We start from the raw sequence: 24,522 nt of genomic DNA, 5'->3' as shown, positions 1-24,522 counted from the left end.
TACCTTCCCCATTATTATCAGTTGGCACATCATGGCGTTACCAAAATTTCTCCTTCGAACGCTCAGACCGTACGTAATTCTCTTAGTTGTAGGGATCATCTACGCGGCTTATCATCAATTTCAGAAATCTGACAAAAATGCGTATTCTCAATCATTTGCAAACGTCAAAACGGCTTCGAGTCTGATTTCTTCTCAAGTTGAGGCTGCCGTCAGTAAACTCTATATATTGGATGATGCCACCTCCGTCAGTGAATTCGATACCACAGCAAGACGCATTCTGGAGCATACTCTCTCATACATAGACATCATTTCCGTCAACAGTGAAACTGGTCAGTATCGATCTAGTATACTCGCAGCCACACCTTCAGAACGAACGGCACACCTCGTTTGGCACCCACTAGACCAAGTATCCCCGCATGTTTATGTCTCCTCTATCTACGAGAAGCAACCGAGAAAGTGGGTCTTTGCGGTTAAGTTCATCCAGCAAAATAGCAATGAGATCTGGATAGAATTTGACCTCAAATCTACAACGCAAAGTTTGTTAGGTCTTCGCACGTTAGACTGCGGCTATCTGTTTGTGGTTGACAACACCAACGGACGATTAGTGTTTCACCCCTCACCTCACCGCATCGGCACAAAATCGATCAGCTATCGAGCTGGGATTGATGAGAAGATTAATAGCGGACACCTCTTTGGCAAGCACGAATACTTTTACAAAGGGCATTTAAAGCTATCTGTGTTCGACGGCAACAACCCTTACAACTGGGTGTTCATTTCGGGAACAAATCGCTCCGATGTCCTCGCCGCGACGCACCAGTTCACGTTAACTGCCGTCGTTATCATTTCACTTCTGCTCCTCGCCGTTATCGTTAATTATCTGATTTATCAGCTTAATAGCCACCTTGCTGAGCTCAATACTAAGATTGAGTTGGCAGATTTCAAACACTGCTTACGCGATATTTTGAATCGATTTTGCCACAACAAAGGCATTCAGATTTGTTTCTATGATGCTGACTATGAGCACTTTACGACGATTGATTATCATGGAAATAGCCATATTGTTTTGCACGATAGTGAACTCGCCAAGCGTTTCACTCCGAGCTCGATGAGCTACAAAGGTCGCCGCTACGTTGATCCTTTAGCCAAACGTTTACAAATCAACTCACGCCACTACACTCTGCCGCTATTTGATCGAGAAAACTTAATTAGTGTCATCTATATCAAAGCGACCTTTCCTGGCGTTCATAGTGTGTTAAGGATGATCCGAGACTACTCTGAAGTCGCGTTATCTAACCTCTTGATTCATAGAAGACTGCACAGTAAAGATGTCATGACACACCTTGACAATAAGCTCACTCTTCGCGAACAAATGGAATCACATATCAACGGTGAGCATATTTATATGGCCATGCTAGATATCGACCATTTCAAACGTATCAATGACCAGCACGGACATTTGTGTGGAGACCAAGTAATCATACAAACCGCAGAGCTGATGAAAAAATGTTTCCCCAAACCTAATGCTCTCAGCCTTGCCCGATACAGCGGAGAAGAGTTCTCCCTTCTATTTAGAGCCAACGATGAGAACGATGCCTATGAACAATGTGAGCTTTTACGTTACATGGTAGAACAATCTAAAGTCGTGTTTGATGATGTCCCTGTTAAGTACTCAATCAGTATCGGGATCACGTCAATGAAAGGAAACCAAAACATGACCATAGGTCGCGCTGATAAGGCACTCTATCAAGCCAAAGGGCTCGGGAGAAACCAAGTTGTGTTAAATACCTTTGATTAAAGACAACCATTTAAAATTGAGCAATAATGGATTTTCAGAGCAAGTAGATAGCTATGATAAAAGGAAATTACGACGCCTGCCTGTTAGGCGCTGCGTTTCAGTTTAAGGAGTAATCCATGGCACTCAAAGCCATTTCTGCACCACGTATTTTCGACGGTGAGCAATACCACAATCATGCCGCGTTAGTCTGGAAGGATGAACAGATCGAATCCATTGTGGCTATCGACAATCTACCGCAAGGTATCGACCACCAGCATTTCGAAGGGGCGCTGATTGCACCTGGATTTATCGATATTCAGGTCAATGGTGGTGGCGATGTAATGTTCAACAACGACATTACTCCACAAGGCATCGAGACCATTTGCCACGCCCATAGAACTCATGGCACAGCCTATTTATTGCCGACCTTGATCAGCGCAACACCAAACAATATCCAACAAGCATTATCTGCCACCGAGAAAGGCCTCAACGCCAAGATCTCCGGATTGCTTGGGGTACATTTGGAAGGACCTTGGCTTAACAAAGAGAAGAGGGGCGCGCACGATGCCAATCTTTTTTACGCGCCAACAGTCAGCCAATTAGAGCAGTTTGAGTGGCCAACGCAGGGTAGCGTACTGGTTACCGCTGCGGTAGAAAACATCGAGCCATCTGCTCTACAGTGGATGAAAGATAAGAGGATCACCCTATCCTGTGGTCATAGTAATGCCAAAGCGGAGCAATTAACTGAAGATAAACTTTCGTTAGTGGATGGCTTTACTCACCTGTTTAATGCGATGTCGCCTTTTGAAGGTCGCGAGCCAGGCGTGGTGGGAACAGCTTTAAACAATGATCACGCGTGGTGCTCGATCATCACTGACGGTATTCATGTCCACCCACAAAGCTTCCTTCTTGCGCACAAGGCAAAACCTCAAGGCAAGCTACTGATTGTTACCGACGCCATGGCGACTCTCGGAAGTAAAACCAATCAGTTTGAGCTCGATGGCGAAACAATTCGAGTTATCGACAACAAACTGGTCAACAGTCGAGGAAGTTTAGCTGGTGCGCACATCGGCATGGATGAATCCGTTGCCAATGTGATTCAGTGGGGAATTACAGAGGAAGAAGCGCTGAAAATGGCGTCTACCTATCCTGCCAACGCCTTATCATGCGATAATCTAGGAAAACTCAAACCTAATTTCCGCGCAGCGGCCACCGTTTTAGATGACAACTACCGCAGCCAAGCGGTACTCGTCGATGGTCAGCTATATTAAGAATTAGGAGGTACTCACCTCCTAATTCTTACGAAGCAAACTTGCTATCACTAGCAGCAAACCGCTCATAAGAAGGGCTGCCCCTAAGTTTTGCATTAAACCAACAGCGGATAAACCAAAACCGATCAGCAAATAATAGAGCAAGCCAAACAGTGCACCAGCGCTACCAGTCTGTGATTTATACTCTATTAGGGCTCGGCTCAATATATTTGGAATCCCTACACCAAATGAAGCAACTACCAATAGCATTGGGGCTAGCAGGGCAACTCCGTCTTGAAACAACCACACCATAATCGCCCCGAATATAGCGCCCCATGCCGACAGTTGAACCAAGAGTTTTGACTCATAACCTCGGGCAAGAAGCCCCTTGTTTAGCCAACTACCTGAGAAAGTTCCTACTGCTAAAATAATCCCGCTATATCCAAATTGTTTGCTGGTATATCCCATAGCATCAAAGATAAATGGACCAAGCAAATAGTAGCTGAACAATAAAACATTAAAACAAGCCACCATTATCCCATCTATCCAGATGTTTCTGTTTGCTAGCATTTGCTTGGCAAGTGGAACTATGTGGATGTTGCCTTTCATAGAAAGCTTGGTTTCCGGTAAACTTACTAAGCAAAGTAGGAACAAAGCTATCGCCATAATTGATAAAGAGAGAAACACGGCTTTGTGACCTCCAGTATCAGCGAGTACTCCGCCAAACATTAGCCCAATAACCGGACTCAGTGATATACCGATCCCCATCAAACCAAATACTTTGGCTAACCGTGCACCATCATAACTATCTCGTAGCATAGTCTGGGTAACCACTGAACCAACCGCTGCCCCAAATGCGCTAAGAGCACGCATGAATAGAAGTGTTTCATACTGCGAGCACTGCATAGCACCAACAGCTGCTACGCCGTAAACCACTAGCCCTAATAACATTGAACATCTTCGCCCTAAGCAATCAGCAGCCACTCCCCAAAACACGACACCTAGTGCGAAGGCACTAAAGTAAATCGATAGCGTTTGTGCAGCAGTATTACTCGCAACATTAAAAGCGAGTGCGATGTGGGGTAAGGCAGGGCTGTAGATAGTCTCGACAATTTGCGGAAACATCATCAGAGCTAGCATTACCCCAACGGAAGGAGTCTTATTCATTACAATATCCCAACTATAAAAAGTGGGCGTAGTTTAGACAAGAGTGTTAAAGTCCTAATAACGACATTGGAACAATAAACTTCAATATAAGAACAAATGGCGCTAATTAATGACAAGTCTGAATTTGACGTCGATACACTAGATAACTCAGTCATCGGAATCGCGGCTCGAATCGGCAAGCATGATTCAGGGATGCATATTCACAGTAAAGCTCAACTTCTCTATGCTCCTGAAGGGTGTATCAGTATACAGTTAGACGATAAAAAAAGTGTCTTGCCCCCCACCCGTGCTGCTTGGATACCTGCAGGGGTGCGCCACTGTGCGACCATGAACAACGTCGTTGAATATCGTTCACTCTACTTCGAAGAAACTCTGGTTGCGTCGTTCAACGAAGTGAAAGTCATCTCTGTAAACTCACTGTTTAAGGCTCTGATCGAGAGAATGTCTTTTTGGCAATGGGACAAGCCTAAGCGAGAAATGCACGCGACGCTCCAACTGTTTCTGGAAGAGCTCCAATCTGCATCCGAATATCAACTGACGCTACCTTTTCCTAACGATCCTAGACTCAATCATTGGCTTGAATCACTTCAACAACCGGACTCTAACGTGCCAAATTTGAACAACTTAGCCAAACAGATTGGCGCTAGCAGCAAAACAATAAGTCGCATATTTTCCAACCAAGCAGGGATGCCATACCAGTCATGGCGACAGCAATGGAGACTATTGAAATCAATAGAGCTTCTCTCCCAAGGAAAACAGGTCAACGATGTCGCTTACCAATTAGACTTTTCAAGTGATAGCGCTTTCATCACCTTCTTTAAGCAACAAACAGGGACTACGCCGCTCCAATATATGCGCACAACAACTTGATTCATTGGCAGATTACTCTAACAATGACGTATCAATGAGGGAAAGCCAATGTCCGACAAAATCTCTACAACTGCATTAGCCAAATTACGTGAACTGGAACCTAAGCAATTGTTCAACGAACTGAAATCTGCGGGTTACATTAATCGTGCTGAGGAAAGCTGGGTTTTGACCGAGATCGGCGCCAAGTTCGGTGGCGAATACGTCGAACATGCGAAGTTTGGTAAGTTCATTGTCTGGCCAGAAAACCTACTCATAGACAGTGTAGCGACCAGTGGTAAAACGATGAGTGCAACTCAAATTGGAGAACGCTTATCTCTCAATGCCAAAAAAGTGAATCAACTTTTGCAAGAGCTAGGTTGGATTGAAAGGACAGAGAAAGGCTGGACGGTAACGGAATCTGGACTAACAGTTGGCGGTTATCAACGGGAAGATAGGGAAAGCGGCTATGGTTTTGTTGTTTGGCACGACTCTATCGTTCGTAACAAGCGCTTAAAGCAATCTGTGATTGAGTTTTCTGGGCAAGATGCCGTGGCACATGCCACAGACAAGTCCCTTTCTAGCTTTAGACAAAAATTTGAAGCGAAACATCGCACTCTAGACGGTCACTATGTGCGTTCTAAAGGTGAACTCATTATCGACAACTGGCTCTATATGAATGGAGTGGTTCACGCCTACGATCGTCAATTACCGATAGAACAAGACGTCTTGAGTGACTTCTATTTACCGACTGGAAAGGTCTATTTGCAGTATTGGGGAAGCGACGCTGGCAACACCTCAGACAAAGAACAGCAATCTATCCGCGAATTGTATCAGCAGCATAACTTTGCTCTGATAGAGGTATTCCCAGCAGACATCGACAAACTCGATGACGTTTTACCAGCTAAGCTCAAAGCCTTCGGAATCAAGGCTTACTAATAAGCTGCCAAAGATAGATGGCTATTGATTGCGCTCTGTCAGCCACTCAATCAATTTGCTGACCATCTCATTGCCTTGCTCTCGAAGGTGTAACAGGTGATAGCCATTCCCAGTGGTCACACTAAGGTCAAAGGGTTGTATTAACCTTTTAAGTTTTAAATCTTGCGCAGCCAAAGTCAGATCACCAATCGCCACCCCGAAACCCTGCTGAGCAGCATTCATCGCTTGATCTAAGGTTGCAAAGGTTTGGTTTCCCTTGCCTTTTAATCGCGTATTGCCATGACTTTCCAGCCATAGCTTCCAGTCTGATTGCTCTTGATTGGCATGCAGCCAAGTGAACTGATTGAGCACGTCCTTATCACCATTTTCCACGATTTGCTGCCATAGTTCTGGGGCACAAACTGGCGCTAAAAACTCTTCAAACAGTAGTGTCTGATTGACCACTTTGCTTCGAGTCGGCTTACCGTAGGTAATGATCAGATCGAAGCTATCAAAATTCGGTACAGCTTCGTGTTTGGTTGTCGAAGTTAGCTCAACGTTCACGTCAGGGTATGCCTGCTGAAAATTGGCGATACGAGACAACAGCCATGAGGTAATACAACTCGGGGCGTTGAGTTTGATTCGATTCGCGCTGTCAGCAACCTCGCGAATCGACATCTGTAGCCGCTTAATAATATCTTCCGCCAACGGAACAAACTTATCGCCTTCCGGTGTTAAAGACAGCCCCCTCGCCTGACGGTAAAAAAGCTGAACTCCCATGATCTCTTCAAGGGTTTGAATCTGCCGACTGATGGCACCTTGGGTCATATTCAAGGCTTCAGCAGCATGGGTAAAGTTAAGGTAATACGCCGTAGAAAGAAAAGCTTGGAAGTTTTTCGTCGAAGGCAATCTTGTATTCATCATTATCATCCATGACTTTTTTGCATAGCTAGTATGCCTTTATTTCGATTCTACACAAAGAGCATATTGACTAAATTACTACTCACTAGGAGAAAGTACCTAATAAAAACCCTTTTGATTGACTAAATATTCAGTGAAGGTATATGAGATGACGTCACTCGCGGAAAAACTTGCGCCAGAGAACATAAAAAAATTAATACCATATCAATCAGCAAGACGAATCGGCGGCTCTGGTAGGCTGTGGTTGAATGCCAATGAGCTAGAACAACCTCTTCTCTTTACTGAGCACCAACCAGCACTTCATCGTTATCCTGACTTTTTGCCACACGATATCGCTGCAGCATACCAAGCGTATTGCAAAACCACGCAACCAACCATAGCAGTGCGCGGGGCCGATGAGGCGGTCGATCTGTTAGTAAGAACGTTCTGCCAGCCTATGCAAGATAGCATTGCGATTTGTACCCCTACCTACGCGATGTACGAATTTTGTGCAGAGTCATTTTCAGTCAATGTTATCGACTGCCCTTTGTTAGCCCCTGACTTCTCACTGGATGTTGAAAACGTAATTAAGGCAGCAGATAGCGCTAACCTAGTGTTTCTGTGTTCACCAAACAACCCAACTGGCCAGCTGCTTAAAAGAAATGACATTGTCGCAATACTTGAAAGCACTCAAGATAAATCGCTTGTCGTCGTAGATGAGGCCTATATTGAATTTGAACTCAATGAGAGTGTTGTCGACCTGATCGAACAATACCCGAATCTGATCATCATTCGTACTTTATCCAAAGCCTTCGGACTTGCAGCAGTACGATGTGGATTCATCATCGCTTCTTCAAGCGTTATGGCGTTTATTTCTAAACTGGTTCCTCCTTATCCAATGCCAGACAGCTCCGCTGAGATTGTGCTCAAAGCGCTGAGCCCTAAAGGACTTACTCATGTGCATGACAATACACAAGCATTGATTCGTATACGCGATAACTTTGTTCAGCAAATACAGAACCTTAGTTGGATAGAGACCATCTACCCATCTTCAACCAATTTTGTCTTGATTCGAACTCAACCTGGTATTGAGCTGTTTGAATACCTGCTTAAGCAAGGCGTCGTTACTCGCAATCAAAGTCATGAGCCTAGTCTTAAGCACTGCGTACGAATCACCATCGGCTCAGAAACCAGTATGCAGGAAGTCAGTAAAATCATTTGCAACTTTTCTGGCGCCCTGACACCATCCAATAAAAATAGGGATATTACTCATGAACAAAATGCTTAGTGCCTTTGCTTGCGCCGCAGCTCTACTATCTGCCCCTCTCATGGCTAAAGAAGTCCGTCTAGCCTCTGACTTTACCTATCCACCATTCAATTACATGGATGCAAGTGGAAAGCCGGTCGGCTTTGACATCGAGATTGCCGATGCCTTGTGTACTGAAGCCAAACTCAAATGCACTTGGGTATCGCAAGGGTGGGATTCGCTAATTCCAAGCCTACTGGCAAGAAAATCAGATGTTATTATGGCTTCAATGCGTATCACTGAAGAGCGTAAAAAGCGTATCCTCTTCACGAATAAGTACTACCAAACCCCAGCGCGATTTGTAGCAAACGAAAAGAGCAAAATTGAGCTCACTCCTCAAGGCTTAAAAGGTGCGGTCATCGGTGTCCAGAGTGGCACTATCCATGACCGATATGTCACCGACAAGTTTGGTGATGTTGCAGAAATCAAACGCTACTCTGGTCAAGATGAAGTCTACATTGATATGAAAAATGGTCGCTTAGACCTGACATTTGGCAACTCAGACCAATTAGCTCTGGCGTTCTTGGACAAAGAAATTGGTCAAGGTTTCCAGTTCGTAGGTAAGCCAGTAACAGACAAAGCCTATATAGGTGAGGGCACCGCTTTGGCGTTACGTAAAAATGACAAAGCATTAGCCGAGAAGTTTAACCAGGCGATTAAAACGATTCGCGACAATGGAACTTATGACAAAATTGCAGCCAAATACTTCTCCTTCGATATCTACGGAGAAGAGCTTTAACGCAATTTAAAAGAGGCTCAAACGAGCCTCTTTTACTTTCTATTTCATCGCATTACGATACCGAACCATAATCTCGCTATCCGGTTGATACTGTTGTATTAGATCGGCAAGCTTGCCCTGATTTTTAAGCTCATCAAAACTATTGCGCAACGCTTCAACCACTTGCTCTGATGTCTTATTCCCAGTCACTAACCAGAGCTCTTTGCATAGCTTATCGACTTTCACCACCTCGACAAACTCTTTAGGATCATACCCATACTGCTCCATGCGATAGTGGAAACTCGACGTGACCAAAGGGGCAAAATCTACTCGGTGAGCGCGCAGCAACTTAATCGCCACTTTGCCATAGTTAACGGGAATAATATTGGCAAAGCCCTCTTCTCTCGCTACCTCTTCAAAGTTGCTCGCAGTTTGAGCCGCGAAACTGAAATTTTTTAGATCTAGAAAAGAGTTGGGGGAAACATTAGGGCCATCAAAATGACGATAGATCGCAACCTCGTAGGGCGATACAGGCCCTATCCACTGATATTTAAGCTCACGGCTAGGCGTACGAGAAAGTGAGAAGAACAACGTGTTTTCATTTTCTTGAGTGTTTCGAATCGCGCGTTTCCATGGTGCAAAATGCACCTTCGCCACTTCCATAGGGAGCGATTGCGAAGCGTGTTCAACGACCGCTTCAACGAACTTCACCACATACCCTTCCGCTTGTTGATCAACTTGGACCTGTAGCGGTGGAAACTCTTGGGTATACAGATCCAATTGTATCGGCTCAGCGAGGCTAGAAGTCCCCCAAAGGAGCGCTATCCACCCAATCGCTAGATTGCCCAACTTACCAATCTGACGAGTCATATTATTGTTCTTTATGTTTATAAAAATAGGCAGCAATTGGCTGCCTACTATAAACCACTTATTGACAGGATCAATTGGCGATTGGTCTAACCTGTTGCACAATCACTTTATAACTAAGTCCTTGATAGTAAAAAGCCCCTTTCGGGGCTTAGTGATTTTCTTTACTTCGAATACCTTGCCATTGCGGCCTGTTCTTTAGGCACAACAGTCTTACCTATAGGGGCGAGTGATATATAGGCCAACTTAAGGTGCTGAAGCGCAAATGGAATACCTATGATGGTCACAAAGCAGGCCACTGCCGACATAATATGACCAATCGCTAGCCAGATACCCGCTAGTAAAAACCAAATGATATTGCCGACCATACCTAGTGGGCTAGTACCTATATCCATTTCGTTGGTCAGCTCATCGCGAGCGATAGCTTCGTGACCAAACGGGAAGAAAGAAAAGTTACCCATGACGAAACAAGCTCGTCCCCATGGAATCCCCACAATACTAATAAACGCAAGCAGTCCGAAGAACCACCATAGCAGTCCCATGATAACGCCACCACACAGGAACCAGATGATATTACCAAGAATTCTAAGCACTTTGTCTCTCCTTATAGAAAACCTATCCGTATACTGATTCGTAATGTTCTACGGTTGGGAACGGGTCATAAAAATGGTGTAAAAGAGCCTTCCATTCCTGATATTCAGCAGACTGTCTAAAGCCCTGTTCATGGTCTTCTAATGTTTGCCAATTCACTAACAAGATATAGCGATTTGGTTTTTCTATACAACGCTGCAACTGATGCGAAACGTAACCCTTCATAGACGAAATTATAGCCTGTGCTTTACCAAAGTTTTGTTCAAACTCTTTCTCTAAGCTTGGCTTAACATCTAAGATTGCGACTTCCAGTATCATGGTTTTTCCTTAACGTAAGATGAACAAAAGGGCTGCTAGCTCAAACCTTGCCAAACGGCCGTTGCGCCGCTGATCGAGCAAAGTAAAAGAGCGCCAGTGCGAATTTTCTCTTTCGGCAATGATTGAGTGGTCATCATGGCGAGCTTATAGCCCACCCACGCGGCTGGAATAAGCGGAATACTTATCCAAAGGTGGTGTAAGGTTAAAAAGCCTGCTGGCATTTGAATCACAAGCGAGATGATAGAGCTAAAGACAAAAAAGGCAGACAAATTGCCACGCAGTTGATTAGCTTCTTGGTGCTGAAGGAGCAGTGCCATTGGAGGCCCGCCGATTGCAGAGCTGGTACCAAAAAAGCCAGAAAAGAAACCCGCGACGCCCATTCGCATTGGTGTTGGCTCAATGCGAAAAGGGAGTAAGCTCACCACAACGGCGAACAGCACTAAAGCACCTAACCACAATGCCAGCAGGTCGGTCGAAACCATAACCAATAACACGCCACCTGCTATCGAACCTGGGACACGCCCAATCAGTGCCATTTTAAGGCCACCAATTTCGACACTGTCTCGATGCTTTAGCGCATTGAGGATTGAAATAAACAGAGCGACTAAACAGATTGGCGCAGGCACATAATCGGGAGAAACAAGAAACAATAAAGGCGCGGCGACAATCGCCAAACCAAAGCCGATCGCTGTTTGAACAAACGAACCAAGAAATATTAAAAACGCGGCAATTAATGCCTCAGGCGTCATCCATTCAGCGAACATATTATCCAGACAATTGACTAAAGAAGTACCTCCCATACTACTCTTAATCCAATGATTTACCATTGAATTTTATGCCTTCTAAGGCCCTGAAAAAACGGTTAAAGTCGATCTAATTGACCAAGATATTGCTCAGCGCTTTCAAGTACCTCTTGTTGCTGATTTGGTTCAAGGTTATCCCAAGAACGGTAAATGACTCCAACTCTAGGATTCTTGGTCAACAATTCACGATTTTTAACCATAAAGTGCCAATACAAGCTATTTATGGGACAAGCCTTCTCTCCGCTTTTTAATTTCACGTTATAATGACACTCTTTACAGTAATCGCTCATCCTATTGATGTAAGCACCACTAGCGGCGTAAGGCTTAGTACCCACAATTCCACCATCAGCAAACAGCGCCATACCTCTGGTATTCGGCATCTCAACCCACTCGATCGCGTCAACATAAATACCTAGGTACCAATCATCAACCTGGTTTGGATGTACTTCACTAATCAAGCAAAAGTTACCTGTCACCATTAACCGTTGGATGTGATGTGCATAAGCGTAATCTAGAGACTGTTCAATCGCATTTTTCATGCACATCATTTTCGTTTTACCTGTCCAAAAGAATTCCGGCAACGCATTCTCTGCATTGAGATGATTCAGTTGTGAATAGGTCGGCATATTGACCCAATAGACCGCACGAATGTATTCGCGCCACCCTAAAATTTGACGGATAAAGCCTTCAACCTGTGAGATATCGATCGCTGGATTTGCAGAATATGCAGACAAAGCGGCATTGATAACCTCCATAGGTTGGAGCATTTTAGCGTTTATAGAGAATGACAGGCGACTGTGGTACAAGCTCCATTTCGAGCTGTGCTGAGAAGTCATCGCATCTTGAAATCGACCAAAGTTAGGTAAACAGACTTGGCAGAAATAGGCTAACAGGGACAAACTTTGATTGCGGTTAATTGGCCACAACAAGCGTTCAACAGTATGTCCTATCGTTTTGATACGATGTCGCTTCAACCGATCCAAAATAGGATTAATCTGGTTTTCGAACATCAAAGGCAATGGCAATTGCTCGATATCTATCGGTTTGAGCTTATTGCGGTTATTCGCATCGTAATTCCACTTTCCTCCGAACGGTTTCCCATCTTCCATTAGAATGTTAAATCGCTTCCTCATTTTACGATAAAAGTGTTCCATCATTACGTGCTTCCCAACGGCAAAGTAATGGCTAAACTCATCGAAAGGCAGCAAGAAATGTTCACTTTCAACCATTTCGACTTCACATTCTTTGATCACTAGGCTCTCCAGCATCTGAGTCAACCGATACTCATCAGGACGTTGGTATTGAAAACACTTAGCTTGAGTATCCTCTACATAACTGTTGAGTAAATGGCAGAGGTCATCAAAATGAGCTGTATCATCCAAAGTTAAGTGCAATACATGATGCCCTTCTTCTTTCAACTCATGGGCAAACGTCTCCATCGCAGCGAAGAAAGCACATACCTTTTGAATGTGGTGTCGCGTGTACTCTGCTTCTTGGTACAACTCAGCTACGATATAGAGCACTGAATCATCAACATGTTGGAACCAAGAGTGTTGACTGTTTAACTGATCGCCTAAGATAAGTCTCACGGTATCAAACTTCACTGTTGCCTCCTTTGCAACTAAGTCCAATCCACTTGGCGATAAAGTCACCGTTCGGATCGTACAACTGTGTTTGATATTCAAGGTCAAATTGTCTGGTGGTATTTGGAGCCGCACCTATACCCGCAATATATTGCCAGTTACCCCAGTTAGAGTTCACATCATAGTCAATCAGTTGGGTTTCAAAATAGGCCGCCCCCATACGCCAATCCAAACCTAGCTCGTAAATCAGACAACTTGCAGCTAGCTGCCTCCCTCGGTTTGACATGTACCCCGACAGTCTAAGTTGATTCATACAAGCATCCACAATCGGGTAACCTGTCGTCCCCTGCTTCCATGACTCAAAAGCTTCTATATCTCCACTCGACATTCGAGTATCACCCGCTTTCTTGCCATCGAAAAACAACTGCTTGCCCTGCTTTCTTCCATGCCAATAGAAGTATTCTCTCCACAGCAGTTCAAAATAAATCCAATACGTCGAGTCGTTTGCGCCATGCCTTCGCTCGTAATTACGTAGCTTGCTCACTATCAGTCGAGGCGAAATGCACCCCAATGCAAGCCAAGGTGAGAATTTGGTTGAGAACAGCATTCCATCCAAACCATTACGTGTCTTCTTGTATTCGCTAGCCAATGAAGTTGCGAAGTAATCCTCAATATGTTCTTGCCCACAGCTTTCTCCTCCACAAAAAACCAGTTCATATTCGCCAGCCACTTTCTGAAATGGGCAATTATCGTGTTCGCTGTTAATACCAACGACAGGTTCTATAGATAAAGATTCAACCTGCTTTCTAAACTTGGTAAAAGTAACTGGAATCTCTGATACATCGAAAGGCAGTTGTTGTAGATTGAACAAAGTATTGACGGGCTGCTGCACAACCTGGATAGCTGGAAACTTCTGCCTCAATTGAACGAGTGTCTTCTGCTCGTCACTTCCCGCACTCTGATTACAAAAAAGGTGAGTGATTTCCAACTTTTCAATAAGGTCAGTGAGAAAAACTAGCGCAGGTTTTGATTCGATTTGAAGGGTCAGATTATGCTGCGTGAGAGCACTGGAAAGCGCATCTATAGACTGTTTGAGAAAGACTTGTTTTGCACAACCGAAGTGCTCTTCTCGCGAATAGTGTTTCAAAAAGGAAGTAAGGGAAGGATTACAGAATACATAATGCAAAGTATCGACTTGGTCAACAGCTCTAGCAAGCAGACAGTTGTCTGCCACTCTTAAATCATTGGTATACCAGTATAGTCCAGCGGTTTTAGACAACATCAGCTCCTCTTTTACTTTATGCAGTTTCGAACGCAATTAAATCGTCAAACCCATATACGAAAAAGAAGAGCTGAAGAATCAATCCATTACAGAATTACGCGGTCGCCAAACGTCTAACTGGTTGATCATTGATTGGCAGATGAATCAATGCAGCTGCAAACGCGAGAACCACTGTTGACCACCAAATTGGGTCATAAGATCCGTAGTAATCGTAGATTCGTCCACCAGCCCAAGCCCCTAGAAAACTACCGACTTGGTGGGTAAAGAACACCAGACCATATAGCGTCGACAGATACTTGGCTCCGAATATTTGGCGAACCAGTCCAGATGTCAGCGGTACGGTGCCAAGCCAGCAAAAGCCGATCGCCCCACCAAAGATTGCTGCAGTGTGCTCTGTAACAGGCAGAGTCACAAAGGCACCAATCACAACGGTTCTCACTAGATACAGTGCGGACATCACATGACGCTTGTTGAATCTGTCACCCATTACGCCCCAGAAATAGGAACCAAAGATGTTAAAGATACCCACATAAGCCAGAGCCATCGCGGCAGTTGAAGCCGGTAAATGCTTATCAGCCAGATAACTTGGCAAGTGCGTCGCAATAAACATCACGTGAAAGCCACACACAAAGAACCCAAGGTGAATTAACCAATACCCTTTGTGTGCGAAAGCTTCCTTTAACGCCTGCTTAAGCGTTTGGTTGTCATCTTCCTGATTGGCTGACGATTGACTTGTTGTTGCACGGCCATTTTTCATAAACAGAGCAAACGCAATCATTAGGCTGGACAAGATTGCGAAGCCTTGAAGCGCACCTTGCCAACCAAAGTCACTGAGTAAAGTTTGAGCGCCAGGGATCATTGCAAACATACCAAACGAACCGGCCGCCGTTGTTAAGCCAAAAGCTTTCGCTGCGTGCTGCGCGGGAACAACTTTAGCCACTGCGCCAAGTACAATTACATAACTAGTCGCACTCAGACCTAAGCCAACCAACACACCTAAAGAGAGGTAAAGTAAGCTCGGCTCCACAGCGATCGAAGTTAAGTACAAACCCGCGCCATAAGCAATCGCGCCCATGATGATGATTCTTTTCGCGCCAAAACGATCCGCTGCCATACCGACAAATGGCTGGAAAACGCCAAACAACAAGTTTTGCAGTGCGATAGAAAAACTAAAAAACTCTCGTCCTGTCTGAAAATGCTCCGAGATAGGCATCATAAAGATACCGAAAGATTGCCTAATCCCTAGACAGATAATCAGAATGGCTATCCCAAGCCAAACTATTGGTGGAAATCGGAAAATGCTCATCGCAAAGCCTTAATGATGATGGTGGTGGGAATGGTCGTGACCGTCGCCTGTTGTCTGATGACAACCGCTATTGATCGCCTGCTGCGCCAGTAGCTCCAACAACTTTGGTGAGTTGTGGACCGCCACCAAAGACAGGGCTAACAGCAGGATCATTCGCACTAGCTGAGCAAAAAGTGATTGAGAAAACATGATTCATTATCTCAGCATGGGTTAAAAAAGAGCGCGAAGTTTAGAGCTCCTCGCGCAATGACTCAAATGACATTTAGACAAAGATATTATGCATAGTATGCATAGTCTTAGTGGCTATGCCTCGACCTTCACTCAGCATTCCTCTCCCACTGTCTCATTTGCTCTATCCCGGATTGCATTAACGCCCAATCCAATAGACTAGCCTGATATTGCCCAGCCTTACCTTCTAATCGAATACCATAACTGTTGAGGCGGTAAGCAAGCACGGCATAGAACGCATCAACGGCACCTGGTCGAGCAAACATAAAGGGAAGTTCGGCCTGGGAGAAAATAGCGGTAACTCGTTCAATCTCAAGTCGTAGTGCTTGGTTTGACATATCCGCTGGCGGCACAGAATCTAAGGTGAAACTGCACTGAGAACGCAGGGTAAAAAAGCCTGAGTGCATTTCATTACAAAGCGAACGCGCTATCGCCCTTTGACTTTGATCTTGCGGGTACAGCGCCCCTCCTGATTGCTCATTGAGGTATTCAACGATGGCCAACGAATCATGTACCGCTAAGTTGCCATCTCTTAACACAGGCACCAAAGCAGAAGGCGACAATTGAGCCAGTTGCTGTTTTGACGCTGGATTTGAGAGTTCAATGACTTGAGCATCCAACTCTAAGTTCGCCATTGTTGCGCATAACCAAACACGCAGTGACCATGTTGAGCCCGTTCCAACGATTAGCTGCATTGTGCTTCCTCCTCTGTTATCAGTTCAAATCCTTCATCTAACCAACCTGTGATACCACCAATCATCTTTTTCATTGGTCGGCCGAGCTTTGCTAAACGAATCGCCGCTTTCTCTGTGCCATTACAATGTGGCCCAGCGCAATACACCACAAACAAGGTATCGAGCGGAAACTCAGCTAAGCGCTTTTCATTGAGTCTAGGGTGGGGAATGTTAATGGCACCGTCAATATGCCCTTGTTCAAACAAGCTTTCACCTCTGACGTCAACCAAAATGAAATCTTGCAGACCATTGCTAAGAGCATGATGCACATCCCAGCAATCGGTTTCGAATCTGAGTAGTTGTTCAAAGTGCGCTAGAGCTTGTTCACTTGCTGCGGCTTTAACACGAGATACTGCACTGGTCATAACTTGTCCTTGTTTTGTTATTGCTCGTGTCCATAGTGCAACCAATTCTCGATGTATTAAACTGGCTTAAAAGCCAATCATCGTTAATAATAAGCCAAGTTCAGAAACTGAAATTAATCTTCAAGGAAGAGAAATGAAACGCGTCGCGATACTCGCCCACAGCCATGCCGCGCTGTTTGAAATGTCTTGTGCTATTGAACTATTCGCCCTGCCTAGACCAGAGTTTGAGTCTTGGTATGAGACCGACGTGGTGACGTTAGAGAGCGCTGAATTCCACACCACAGGAAACATCACCCTTAGCGCGCAAAAGGTCGACAGCCTTGAAGATTACGACACTCTGATTATTCCCGGATGGCCGACTTGGGACTATGCGATTCCTGAGAAAATAGAAGCGGAAGTTAGTCAATTTTCCAAACAAGGTAAGCAAGTGCTCACTTTGTGTTCAGGTGCATTTTTATTGGCTAAGCTAGGGCTACTCGATGGCAAAACGGCTACTACTCATTGGATGTACGAGCAAAGCTTTCGCTCTCAGTTTCCAAACGTGAATTATCAATCTGATGTCCTTTACGTTTTCGATGGCAATATCGGTTGCTCTGCTGGTAGTGCCGCTGCACTCGACCTTGGCTTAGCCGTTATTCGTCATGATTTTGGTTATAGCTTTGCCAATCAAGTGGCGAAAAGATTGGTGATTTCCGCCCATCGACTTGGCGGTCAAGCACAGTTTGTTGAGACTCCGATGCTAGAGGTTCCCAACAATTTTGCATCGGCACTCGACTGGGCCAACAGCCATTTAGACAGGAGTATTAGCGTTGATCTTCTTGCCGAAAAAGCCAGTATGTCACGTCGAACATTTGACCGAAAATTTCGCGCCAGTTTCAACTTGTCTCCTAAAGAATGGCTAATTCAGCAACGTATTGAGCGCGCAAAAGGTCTACTCGAAATCGAGTCTCACTCGATAGAGCGCTTAGCCAGTATGGCAGGCTTCGAGAGTGCCACGACTTTACGCCATCACTTCCGGCGTTTGGTCGGCGTCTCCCCGCAGCAATATCGTAAGCAATTTGGGGATTTAGCCTAGCTCTGCTGTCGTTTTTGACTCACATCAACCGTACGGCGTTTATACCCATAATGGCGATGTGAAAAACACATCACCTTGTTAGCATGGCGACTCTTCAAAAAGGGATCGCCAAATCATGAAAGCTAACTTGAATAAAGTCCTGTTGGATATCGCGCTCAATTTAAGTTCCAACCAAAATAGTGAAACCCAATATCAGCATCTTATTGATGGTATTGATCAGGTGTTTCCTTGCGATGCGAGCGCGTTATTTATCCTCGATCAAGATGGCTTTCTTACTCCTGTCGCGGTTAAAGGCATATCGAGTAGCATCCTAGCACGGCGATTCTTCCCTAAAACTCACCCTCGTCTACAAGCCATCATGGAGAGCAAACAACCCGTACGTTTTGGTGCCGACTGTGAACTGCCCGACCCATTTAGTGGCATCCTGCTAAGTGAAGAAGCGGAGCTTGATGTCCATGACTGTATGGGCTGTAGCTTGTATGTCGGTGGGCAGTTAGTTGGAGTGCTGACGCTAGATTCTCTAACAGAGGGAGCATTTGATAGCATCGACCCCGTGACAATCGAAACCTTCGCTGCGCTTGCTGCCGCAACCTTACGCAATATTGCTCAAGTGAAAGCCCTTAAAGCGCAAAACAAAAAGCAAAAACACGTCACGGAAACCTTGATTCAGCAAGCTCGTTCCAAGCAAGGAGAAATGGTTGGCGTTAGTCCGCAGATAGAAAAGCTACGCACCAATATAGCAACGGTCGCGCAGTCTGACTACGCCGTATTGATCACAGGGGAAACTGGGGTGGGAAAAGAGCTCGTTGCGCACAGTGTGCACGCTCAAAGTCATCGCGCCAACAAGCCGATGATCTACGTAAACTGCGCCGCACTGCCTGAAGGACTGGCTGAAAGTGAGTTATTTGGTCATGTTAAAGGAGCATTTACAGGAGCAAATAGTTCCAGAGCAGGTAAATTTGAACTTGCCGATGGCGGCACTATTTTCCTAGACGAGTTGGGTGAATTACCGCTAGTGCTGCAAGCAAAATTGCTGCGTGTGATTCAACAAGGAGAGCTGCAAAGAGTCGGCAGTGACCAACACTTATTGGTTAATGTGCGCATTATCGCCGCAACAAATCGCTCTCTGGCTCAAGAAGTTGAAAATGGACAGTTCAGAGCCGATTTATACCACCGTTTAAATGTCTTCCCTATTTCAGTGCCGCCGCTAAGAAAGCGCGAAGGTGATCTCCCGGTACTCGCGGGATACTTGCTAGAAAAAGTCCGCAGCCAGTTCAACATCCCTAACCTGCATTTGCACCCTAAAAGCCTCAACCTACTTGAGCGTCAAGCGTGGCCGGGGAATGTCCGAGAGCTTGAACACACCCTTACTAGAGCCGCCCTGCGCGCCATCCAAGATCAGCAACAGATCATTACAACTCATCACTTTGACGGTGGTATTGAGACTACAGAGAAGCCGACAAGCAACAATTATCTACCCAAACAGAGTCAAGCTATGCGTGGATTAGTTGAAGGCTATCAAAAAGATCTGATCCTACATGCACTTGAGATATCGAATGGCACGTGGGCTAAAGCCGCTGAGTTTCTGCAAATGGATAGAGGAAATCTATACCGGATGGGCAAAAAACTCGGAGTAGAGATTTAACACTTCACCTGCCACTCAAACCAGGATAGTCATAATTGAAACTAACCTCTCAAACATGAGAGCCAACAAAACCTTCCACGCTAATCACGCTATATTCAGATAAAAACCTTTCCAATGAAATCAATTTTGAAATATAGTTACCACAAATGATTTCCAAATGGTCATTTTTGTTACACAAAACATTAAAAGACGCCGAAAAGTTTCTAATTTAAGTTGCCGATCACGAATAGATGTACAGAAACAAAATTCGGATTGGCTCGACTTAGGCCTGGTGGCTTCGATTTTGAATCGTTATAGATAGCATGAATGAAACAAATGAGTACTTAAATGAACTCCATATCGTCGTCTTACTTGTACAACACTCAGAACAGCGTTGATGGTATTACTCAATGAAAAAACTTCTTTTGTCTGCAGCAGTTAGCTTCGTTTTTGAGCAAAGTACTGCTTTCGCCAACACTCCTAACAATGCAATTACTGCAAATACTGACGACGACTATGTTGTGGCAGGAGACTACATTCAAATCGCTTTACCTGTGACGGGGCTGTTCGCGGCCTGGCTACATGATGATGGAGAAGGAGCCAAGCAGCTGACGTACTCACTTGCGACAACTATAGGTATTGTTCAAGCGGGTAAATTCGCCGTAGGCCGAATTAGACCAAACTCATCGAACTCAGCGTCGTTCCCCTCGGGACACACTGCGGCAGCATTCTCAGGAGCTTCTTTTCTACACACTCGCTACGGCGCTAAGTGGGGGATTCCTGCGTATGCTGCCGCAAGCTTTGTAGGCGCAAGCCGTGTTCACGGAAATCGCCATTATGCCGACGACGTTTTAGCTGGCGGCGGTATCGCATTTCTAACCAACCAGTTTTTCGTCTCAGAGTATTCCCCGGAAGGCGTAAATCTTAGCGCTGCGCCAATAAAAGACGGCATGATGGTCAATGTAAGCTTGACCAACAAAGCGTTTGAATATGACTCTAACAGAAAGCGTACAAATCCGGTTTATGCAAAGAGTAAACGTCACTCCTTTACTCTAGATATTGGTTTCAATACTTACGACACTTTGGGTGATTTCGGTGTAAACCAAACGCTAGAAAACTCAGCACCTGACGACGACTACCAGCCTTTCTCATCCGCTTACTATACGTACCAGCTAGATGATGATAGCTCGATAGAAGTACAAATAGCCCCTAACGAAACTCGCCGTACAGGTAAAGTAAGCGGTAACTTCGAGGTTAGCGACAATAGCTACTCACAAGGTGAAGAAATCTTTATTGCTCTGCGTCAATGGAGTGCTGGTGCACAATATCAAAAGCACTATCAGGTGAGTGATCAAGTAACTATGACGGCCGGTGCTGGTTTATACGCTTACTTAGTCGAATTGGAAACCGATCTATTAAACGGTGGTAAGCACTCCAAGCTAAGCTCCAAACCGGTGCTTCCGGCAATATCTGGGCAAATGGAATATGCCTTTAATGATAACTGGTCGGTTAAAGGAAGAATGGATTACCTAACCTTTGATCGTGACAGCGTATTCAACTCAGAAGCTGGGATTAATTACAAACCTAACACTGACTGGACGCTCGCTCTTAAGTACGCCTACACCAATAATCGATGGGATATGTATGACACCCGATACAAATCCGAGTCTGTTTTGCTCTCAGTGACTAACCACTTTTAACACTCCTTAGGCTCACCCCATTTGGTGAGCCTTTTGATTACCACTTCTTCCGGCGTTGTAATAATCACATCACTCCTTAGACACCCCATTAACCTACGTATTTTCCTCGAGTTATCGCATTCGACTGACACACGGGCATGTTTATTGTTCAAGGTTTAACCACAAACTCAATGCTTAGTCGTTCTTTCTCAGCGCCAAAACGCTAATACGATGTAATAAGTACAACACTCACGATGTATTTACTACATCAACCCAATACTAGAACAACCAATAAATTATATAAAAACAAATAGTTAAATATTGGCACACTACCTGCTCTATCAGTCTCAAAATAAAATGGCGGACGGTTCCGCTAACAATTATCACGACTGGAGACGCGCAATGTTCTGTATTCAATGTGAACAGACTATTCAAACCCCTACTGTAAAGGGCTGCTCATTTGCACAAGGTATGTGTGGCAAAACTTCTGAAGTTTCTGATTTACAAGACGTATTGGTCTACACCCTACAAGGGGTTTCTTACTGGGCTGAGCAAGCGCGCAAATTCGATATCATCGATATTGAAATCGACCAGTGGGCACCAAGAGCTTTCTTTTCTACGCTGACCAACGTTAACTTCGACCCAGAGCGCATTCTTGAACTTGCGTCAGTGGCAGCGCAATACAAAGCTCGCTTAAAAGAACAAACGCTCGCGGCAGCTAAATTGGGTGATATCGAACTGGATGAAGCACCATCTGTCGCTCACTTTGAGCTTCCAGCAACTGCAGAAGAGATTTTAGCTCATGCTCCTCTTGTGGCAGTTAACCGTGGCTACCAACATCTGAGTGAAGATGTGATTGGTCTGCGCCTACTTTGCTTATACGGCCTAAAAGGTGCAGCAGCCTACATGGAACACGCACGCGTACTAGAACAAACCAACACAAATATTTATGCCGAGTACCACCAAATCATGGCATGGCTTGGCACCGATCCAGAAGATTTAAACGCTCTGCTTGAGTGTTCAATGCAGATCGGCCTAATGAACTACAAAGTGATGGAGATGCTAGACGCGGGTGAAACGGCTACGTTCGGTCACCCTACTCCTACTGCCGTTAACGTTAAGACAGTAAAAGGCAAAGCGATTCTAGTATCTGGTCATGACCTACATGATCTAGAAAAGATCCTGCAACAAACTGAAGGTAAAGGCATTAATGTCTACACCAATGGTGAAATGCTACCTGCACACGGCTACCCAGAACTAAACAAGTATCCTCATTTAGTGGGTAACTACGGTAGCGCATGGCAAAACCAGCAAAAAGAGTTTGCTAACTTCCCTGGTGCGATTGTGATGACATCGAACTGTTTGTTGAATCCAAATGTCGGCCAGTACGCCGATCGCCTGTTTACACGCAGCATTGTTGGCTGGCCGGGTGTAGCACATATCGAAGGTGATGATTTCAGCCAAGTGATTGAGTGCGCTCTAGCTCAAGACGGTTTCCAACATGATGAAATCGAACAGATGATCACAGTTGGCTTCGGTCGTAATGCACTAATGGAAGCTGCGCCAGCGGTGGTTGAACAAGTGAAGGAAGGCAACATCAAGCACTTCTTCTTAGTGGGTGGTTGTGATGGTGATAAGTCTGAGCGTAGTTACTACACAGACTTCACCGCAGCAGCACCTGAAGACAGCGTAATCCTGACTCTGGCTTGCGGTAAATTCCGTTTCAACAAGAATCAGTTTGGTGACATCAACGGTATCCCACGCCTGCTCGATGTTGGTCAATGTAATGATGCTTACTCAGCAATCCAACTTGCACTAGCACTATCTAAAGAGTTCGACTGTGATATCAATGAGCTGCCGCTAACCCTAGTTCTATCTTGGTTTGAGCAAAAAGCGATTGTTATCTTACTTACCCTATTCGCTTTAGGCGTGAAAGGTATCTACACAGGTCCAACAGCACCTGCTTTCTTGACCGACAACCTACTGGCAATCATCCAAGAGAAATTCGATATGCGCAGTATCGGTAATGTTGAAGACGATCTAAAAACCATCTTAGCTGCTTAATCCTCGCCAATTTGCCTAGCTCTAATTGGAGCTAGGCACTTTTTTAAGAGAATACTATGACAAGTGAATGGCAAAACAACCTGCCAACAACTTTACGCTGCGTAGAGAAGTGGCAAGAAACCCCAGATACCGTGAGCATAACGCTGGCCCCAATAGGTGATGAAGATATCGCTTTCGAATTTAAGCCCGGACAGTTTGTCTCACTCGGTTTTGAGATGGAGGGTAAAGTTGAATATAGAGCCTATTCGATTAGCTCTGTTCCTAACGAACCCCTGTTAAAACTGACCATCAAGCGCGTTGAGGGAGGGTTAATCTCAAACCACATTGTCGATACCTTCGCCCCAGGTGATACTGTGTTAGCCCTTGCGCCTACAGGTCCATTTAACAGTGTCGATTGCACGCCAAAAGATAAAGTCGTTATGCTTAGCGCAGGTTGCGGTATTACTCCCGTAATGTCGATGACAAAGACTTGGTTAGCCGATGGTAAAGATATCGACATCGTGTTTATTCATATGGCTAAAAGCGCTCAGCAAACCATCTATTTTGATGAGCTAGAGTCAATGGACAGCAGTCACAGCCACTTCCACTTTAAGTTACTGCTAAAAGACAACACCGGGACACGTCATCCGCAAGGTCGCCTAGATAAGGCATGGCTACAAACCCTATGTCCTGACATCGCACAGCGCACCGTTTATCTATGCGGGCCAACTCAGTTTATGCAGGATATGGAGTCTCACTCACTCGCTCTCGGAGTTGAACCTCAAGCGTTTCATCAGGAAAGCTTCACTCCAATTGAAACCCATCACGAACCTTCTGCTGGCGGTGTGGTTCAATTTGAAGTGCCCGCTTTTGGTGTCACTGCTGAAGTTGAGCAAGGTGCGACACTTGCCGATGTCCTAGAAGACAATGGCGTGCCCATCATCATCGCTTGTCGCAGCGGTATGTGTGGTTCTTGCAAATGCAAAGTAACTAAAGGGGAAGTGTCTCGTACTAGCACCGAGACTCTGACTGAACAAGACTTAGCGGAAGGTTATACGCTCGCTTGCTCTAGCCAGATTCAGAGCGATGTTGAAGTCGAATTGATGTAATTTAACACATTCCGAGTAAGCCTTCACTTACTCGGA

The 24,522-nt window shown here is 45.1% G+C and carries 23 protein-coding genes; 11 read left to right on the top strand and 12 right to left on the bottom strand.

Annotated elements, in window-relative coordinates; all coding sequences use genetic code 11:
* Positions 1-31: 31 nt before the first annotated feature.
* Positions 32-1,795, top strand: coding sequence for a GGDEF domain-containing protein (locus AC6R00_RS08615; RefSeq protein WP_500640067.1), 1,764 nt, complete (start codon positions 32-34; stop codon positions 1,793-1,795).
* 116 nt (positions 1,796-1,911) lie between these two features.
* Positions 1,912-3,045, top strand: a complete 1,134-nt coding sequence (nagA, locus tag AC6R00_RS08610) for an N-acetylglucosamine-6-phosphate deacetylase (RefSeq protein WP_500640066.1) — start codon at positions 1,912-1,914, stop codon at positions 3,043-3,045.
* A 21-nt stretch (positions 3,046-3,066) separates the two neighbouring features.
* On the opposite strand, the gene AC6R00_RS08605 is transcribed toward nagA, so the two are convergent.
* Positions 3,067-4,191, bottom strand: a complete 1,125-nt coding sequence (locus tag AC6R00_RS08605) for a multidrug effflux MFS transporter (RefSeq protein WP_500640065.1) — start codon at positions 4,189-4,191, stop codon at positions 3,067-3,069.
* Positions 4,192-4,287: 96 nt separating this feature from the next.
* Between AC6R00_RS08605 and AC6R00_RS08600 the strand changes: the two genes are divergently transcribed.
* Both AC6R00_RS08600 and AC6R00_RS08595 read left to right on the top strand, forming a co-directional pair.
* Positions 4,288-5,061, top strand: coding sequence for an AraC family transcriptional regulator (locus AC6R00_RS08600; RefSeq protein ID WP_500640064.1), 774 nt, complete (start codon positions 4,288-4,290; stop codon positions 5,059-5,061).
* A gap of 48 nt (positions 5,062-5,109) precedes the next feature.
* On the top strand, positions 5,110-5,976 hold the full coding sequence (locus AC6R00_RS08595) for a glycerol kinase (RefSeq protein WP_500640063.1): 867 nt from the start codon (positions 5,110-5,112) through the stop codon (positions 5,974-5,976).
* Positions 5,977-5,997: 21 nt separating this feature from the next.
* Here AC6R00_RS08595 and AC6R00_RS08590 read toward each other — a convergent pair whose 3' ends face one another.
* Complete coding sequence (locus tag AC6R00_RS08590) at positions 5,998-6,876, bottom strand: LysR substrate-binding domain-containing protein (protein ID WP_500640178.1); 879 nt, start codon at positions 6,874-6,876, stop codon at positions 5,998-6,000.
* Between the two features lie 148 nt (positions 6,877-7,024).
* Between AC6R00_RS08590 and hisC the strand changes: the two genes are divergently transcribed.
* Both hisC and AC6R00_RS08580 read left to right on the top strand, forming a co-directional pair.
* Positions 7,025-8,143, top strand: a complete 1,119-nt coding sequence (gene hisC, locus AC6R00_RS08585; RefSeq protein WP_500640062.1) for a histidinol-phosphate transaminase — start codon at positions 7,025-7,027, stop codon at positions 8,141-8,143.
* The gene (locus AC6R00_RS08580) at positions 8,127-8,900 is read left to right on the top strand and encodes an ABC transporter substrate-binding protein (protein WP_500640061.1); all 774 of its coding nucleotides are present in this window, start codon (positions 8,127-8,129) and stop codon (positions 8,898-8,900) included. Before hisC ends, AC6R00_RS08580 begins: the two co-directional genes overlap by 17 nt.
* 39 nt (positions 8,901-8,939) lie before the next feature.
* Here AC6R00_RS08580 and AC6R00_RS08575 read toward each other — a convergent pair whose 3' ends face one another.
* The 10 genes from AC6R00_RS08575 to AC6R00_RS08530 form a co-directional block, all read right to left on the bottom strand.
* Positions 8,940-9,749, bottom strand: a complete 810-nt coding sequence (locus AC6R00_RS08575) for a substrate-binding periplasmic protein (protein WP_500640060.1) — start codon at positions 9,747-9,749, stop codon at positions 8,940-8,942.
* A gap of 161 nt (positions 9,750-9,910) precedes the next feature.
* Positions 9,911-10,339 (bottom strand): YccF domain-containing protein, encoded by a 429-nt coding sequence (locus tag AC6R00_RS08570; RefSeq protein WP_494504250.1) that lies wholly within the window; start codon positions 10,337-10,339, stop codon positions 9,911-9,913.
* A 22-nt stretch (positions 10,340-10,361) separates the two neighbouring features.
* Positions 10,362-10,655 (bottom strand): antibiotic biosynthesis monooxygenase family protein, encoded by a 294-nt coding sequence (locus AC6R00_RS08565; protein ID WP_239824915.1) that lies wholly within the window; start codon positions 10,653-10,655, stop codon positions 10,362-10,364.
* Positions 10,656-10,690: 35 nt separating this feature from the next.
* Complete coding sequence (locus AC6R00_RS08560) at positions 10,691-11,419, bottom strand: sulfite exporter TauE/SafE family protein (protein WP_367937181.1); 729 nt, start codon at positions 11,417-11,419, stop codon at positions 10,691-10,693.
* Positions 11,420-11,517: 98 nt separating this feature from the next.
* Positions 11,518-13,062, bottom strand: coding sequence for a cryptochrome/photolyase family protein (locus AC6R00_RS08555; RefSeq protein ID WP_500640059.1), 1,545 nt, complete (start codon positions 13,060-13,062; stop codon positions 11,518-11,520).
* The gene (locus tag AC6R00_RS08550; RefSeq protein WP_500640058.1) at positions 13,052-14,323 is read right to left on the bottom strand and encodes a DASH family cryptochrome; all 1,272 of its coding nucleotides are present in this window, start codon (positions 14,321-14,323) and stop codon (positions 13,052-13,054) included. Before AC6R00_RS08550 ends, AC6R00_RS08555 begins: the two co-directional genes overlap by 11 nt.
* Before the next feature lie 94 nt (positions 14,324-14,417).
* On the bottom strand, positions 14,418-15,629 hold the full coding sequence (locus tag AC6R00_RS08545) for an MFS transporter (RefSeq protein WP_500640057.1): 1,212 nt from the start codon (positions 15,627-15,629) through the stop codon (positions 14,418-14,420).
* Between the two features lie 9 nt (positions 15,630-15,638).
* Positions 15,639-15,818, bottom strand: a complete 180-nt coding sequence (locus AC6R00_RS08540) for a hypothetical protein (RefSeq protein WP_371717512.1) — start codon at positions 15,816-15,818, stop codon at positions 15,639-15,641.
* 128 nt (positions 15,819-15,946) lie between these two features.
* Entirely contained in the window at positions 15,947-16,552 is a 606-nt protein-coding gene (locus AC6R00_RS08535; protein WP_500640056.1) for a glutathione S-transferase N-terminal domain-containing protein, read from the bottom strand.
* Positions 16,543-16,956 (bottom strand): rhodanese-like domain-containing protein, encoded by a 414-nt coding sequence (locus AC6R00_RS08530; protein WP_500640055.1) that lies wholly within the window; start codon positions 16,954-16,956, stop codon positions 16,543-16,545. Before AC6R00_RS08530 ends, AC6R00_RS08535 begins: the two co-directional genes overlap by 10 nt.
* Before the next feature lie 133 nt (positions 16,957-17,089).
* On the opposite strand from AC6R00_RS08530, the gene AC6R00_RS08525 reads away from it, so the two are divergent.
* From AC6R00_RS08525 to AC6R00_RS08505, 5 genes are all read left to right on the top strand, one after another.
* A complete protein-coding gene (locus tag AC6R00_RS08525; RefSeq protein ID WP_500640054.1) occupies positions 17,090-18,031 on the top strand; it encodes a helix-turn-helix domain-containing protein in 942 nt (313 codons plus the stop codon).
* 115 nt (positions 18,032-18,146) lie between these two features.
* On the top strand, positions 18,147-19,676 hold the full coding sequence (gene norR / locus AC6R00_RS08520; protein WP_500640053.1) for a nitric oxide reductase transcriptional regulator NorR: 1,530 nt from the start codon (positions 18,147-18,149) through the stop codon (positions 19,674-19,676).
* A 389-nt stretch (positions 19,677-20,065) separates the two neighbouring features.
* Positions 20,066-21,355, top strand: a complete 1,290-nt coding sequence (locus tag AC6R00_RS08515) for a phosphatase PAP2 family protein (RefSeq protein ID WP_500640052.1) — start codon at positions 20,066-20,068, stop codon at positions 21,353-21,355.
* Positions 21,356-21,736: 381 nt separating this feature from the next.
* Positions 21,737-23,398 carry a hydroxylamine reductase gene (hcp, locus tag AC6R00_RS08510; RefSeq protein WP_500640051.1) on the top strand — a complete coding sequence of 554 codons (1,662 nt, stop codon included), beginning with the start codon at positions 21,737-21,739 and terminating at the stop codon, positions 23,396-23,398.
* A gap of 56 nt (positions 23,399-23,454) precedes the next feature.
* Positions 23,455-24,486, top strand: coding sequence for an FAD-binding oxidoreductase (locus AC6R00_RS08505; RefSeq protein ID WP_500640050.1), 1,032 nt, complete (start codon positions 23,455-23,457; stop codon positions 24,484-24,486).
* Positions 24,487-24,522: the final 36 nt, after the last annotated feature.

It is taken from the genome of Vibrio sp. R10-SF1-ISO8, from assembly GCF_059833805.1.
The sequence above is the reverse complement of the archived record's forward strand: the minus strand, read 5'-3'. Positions and strand labels throughout refer to the sequence as shown.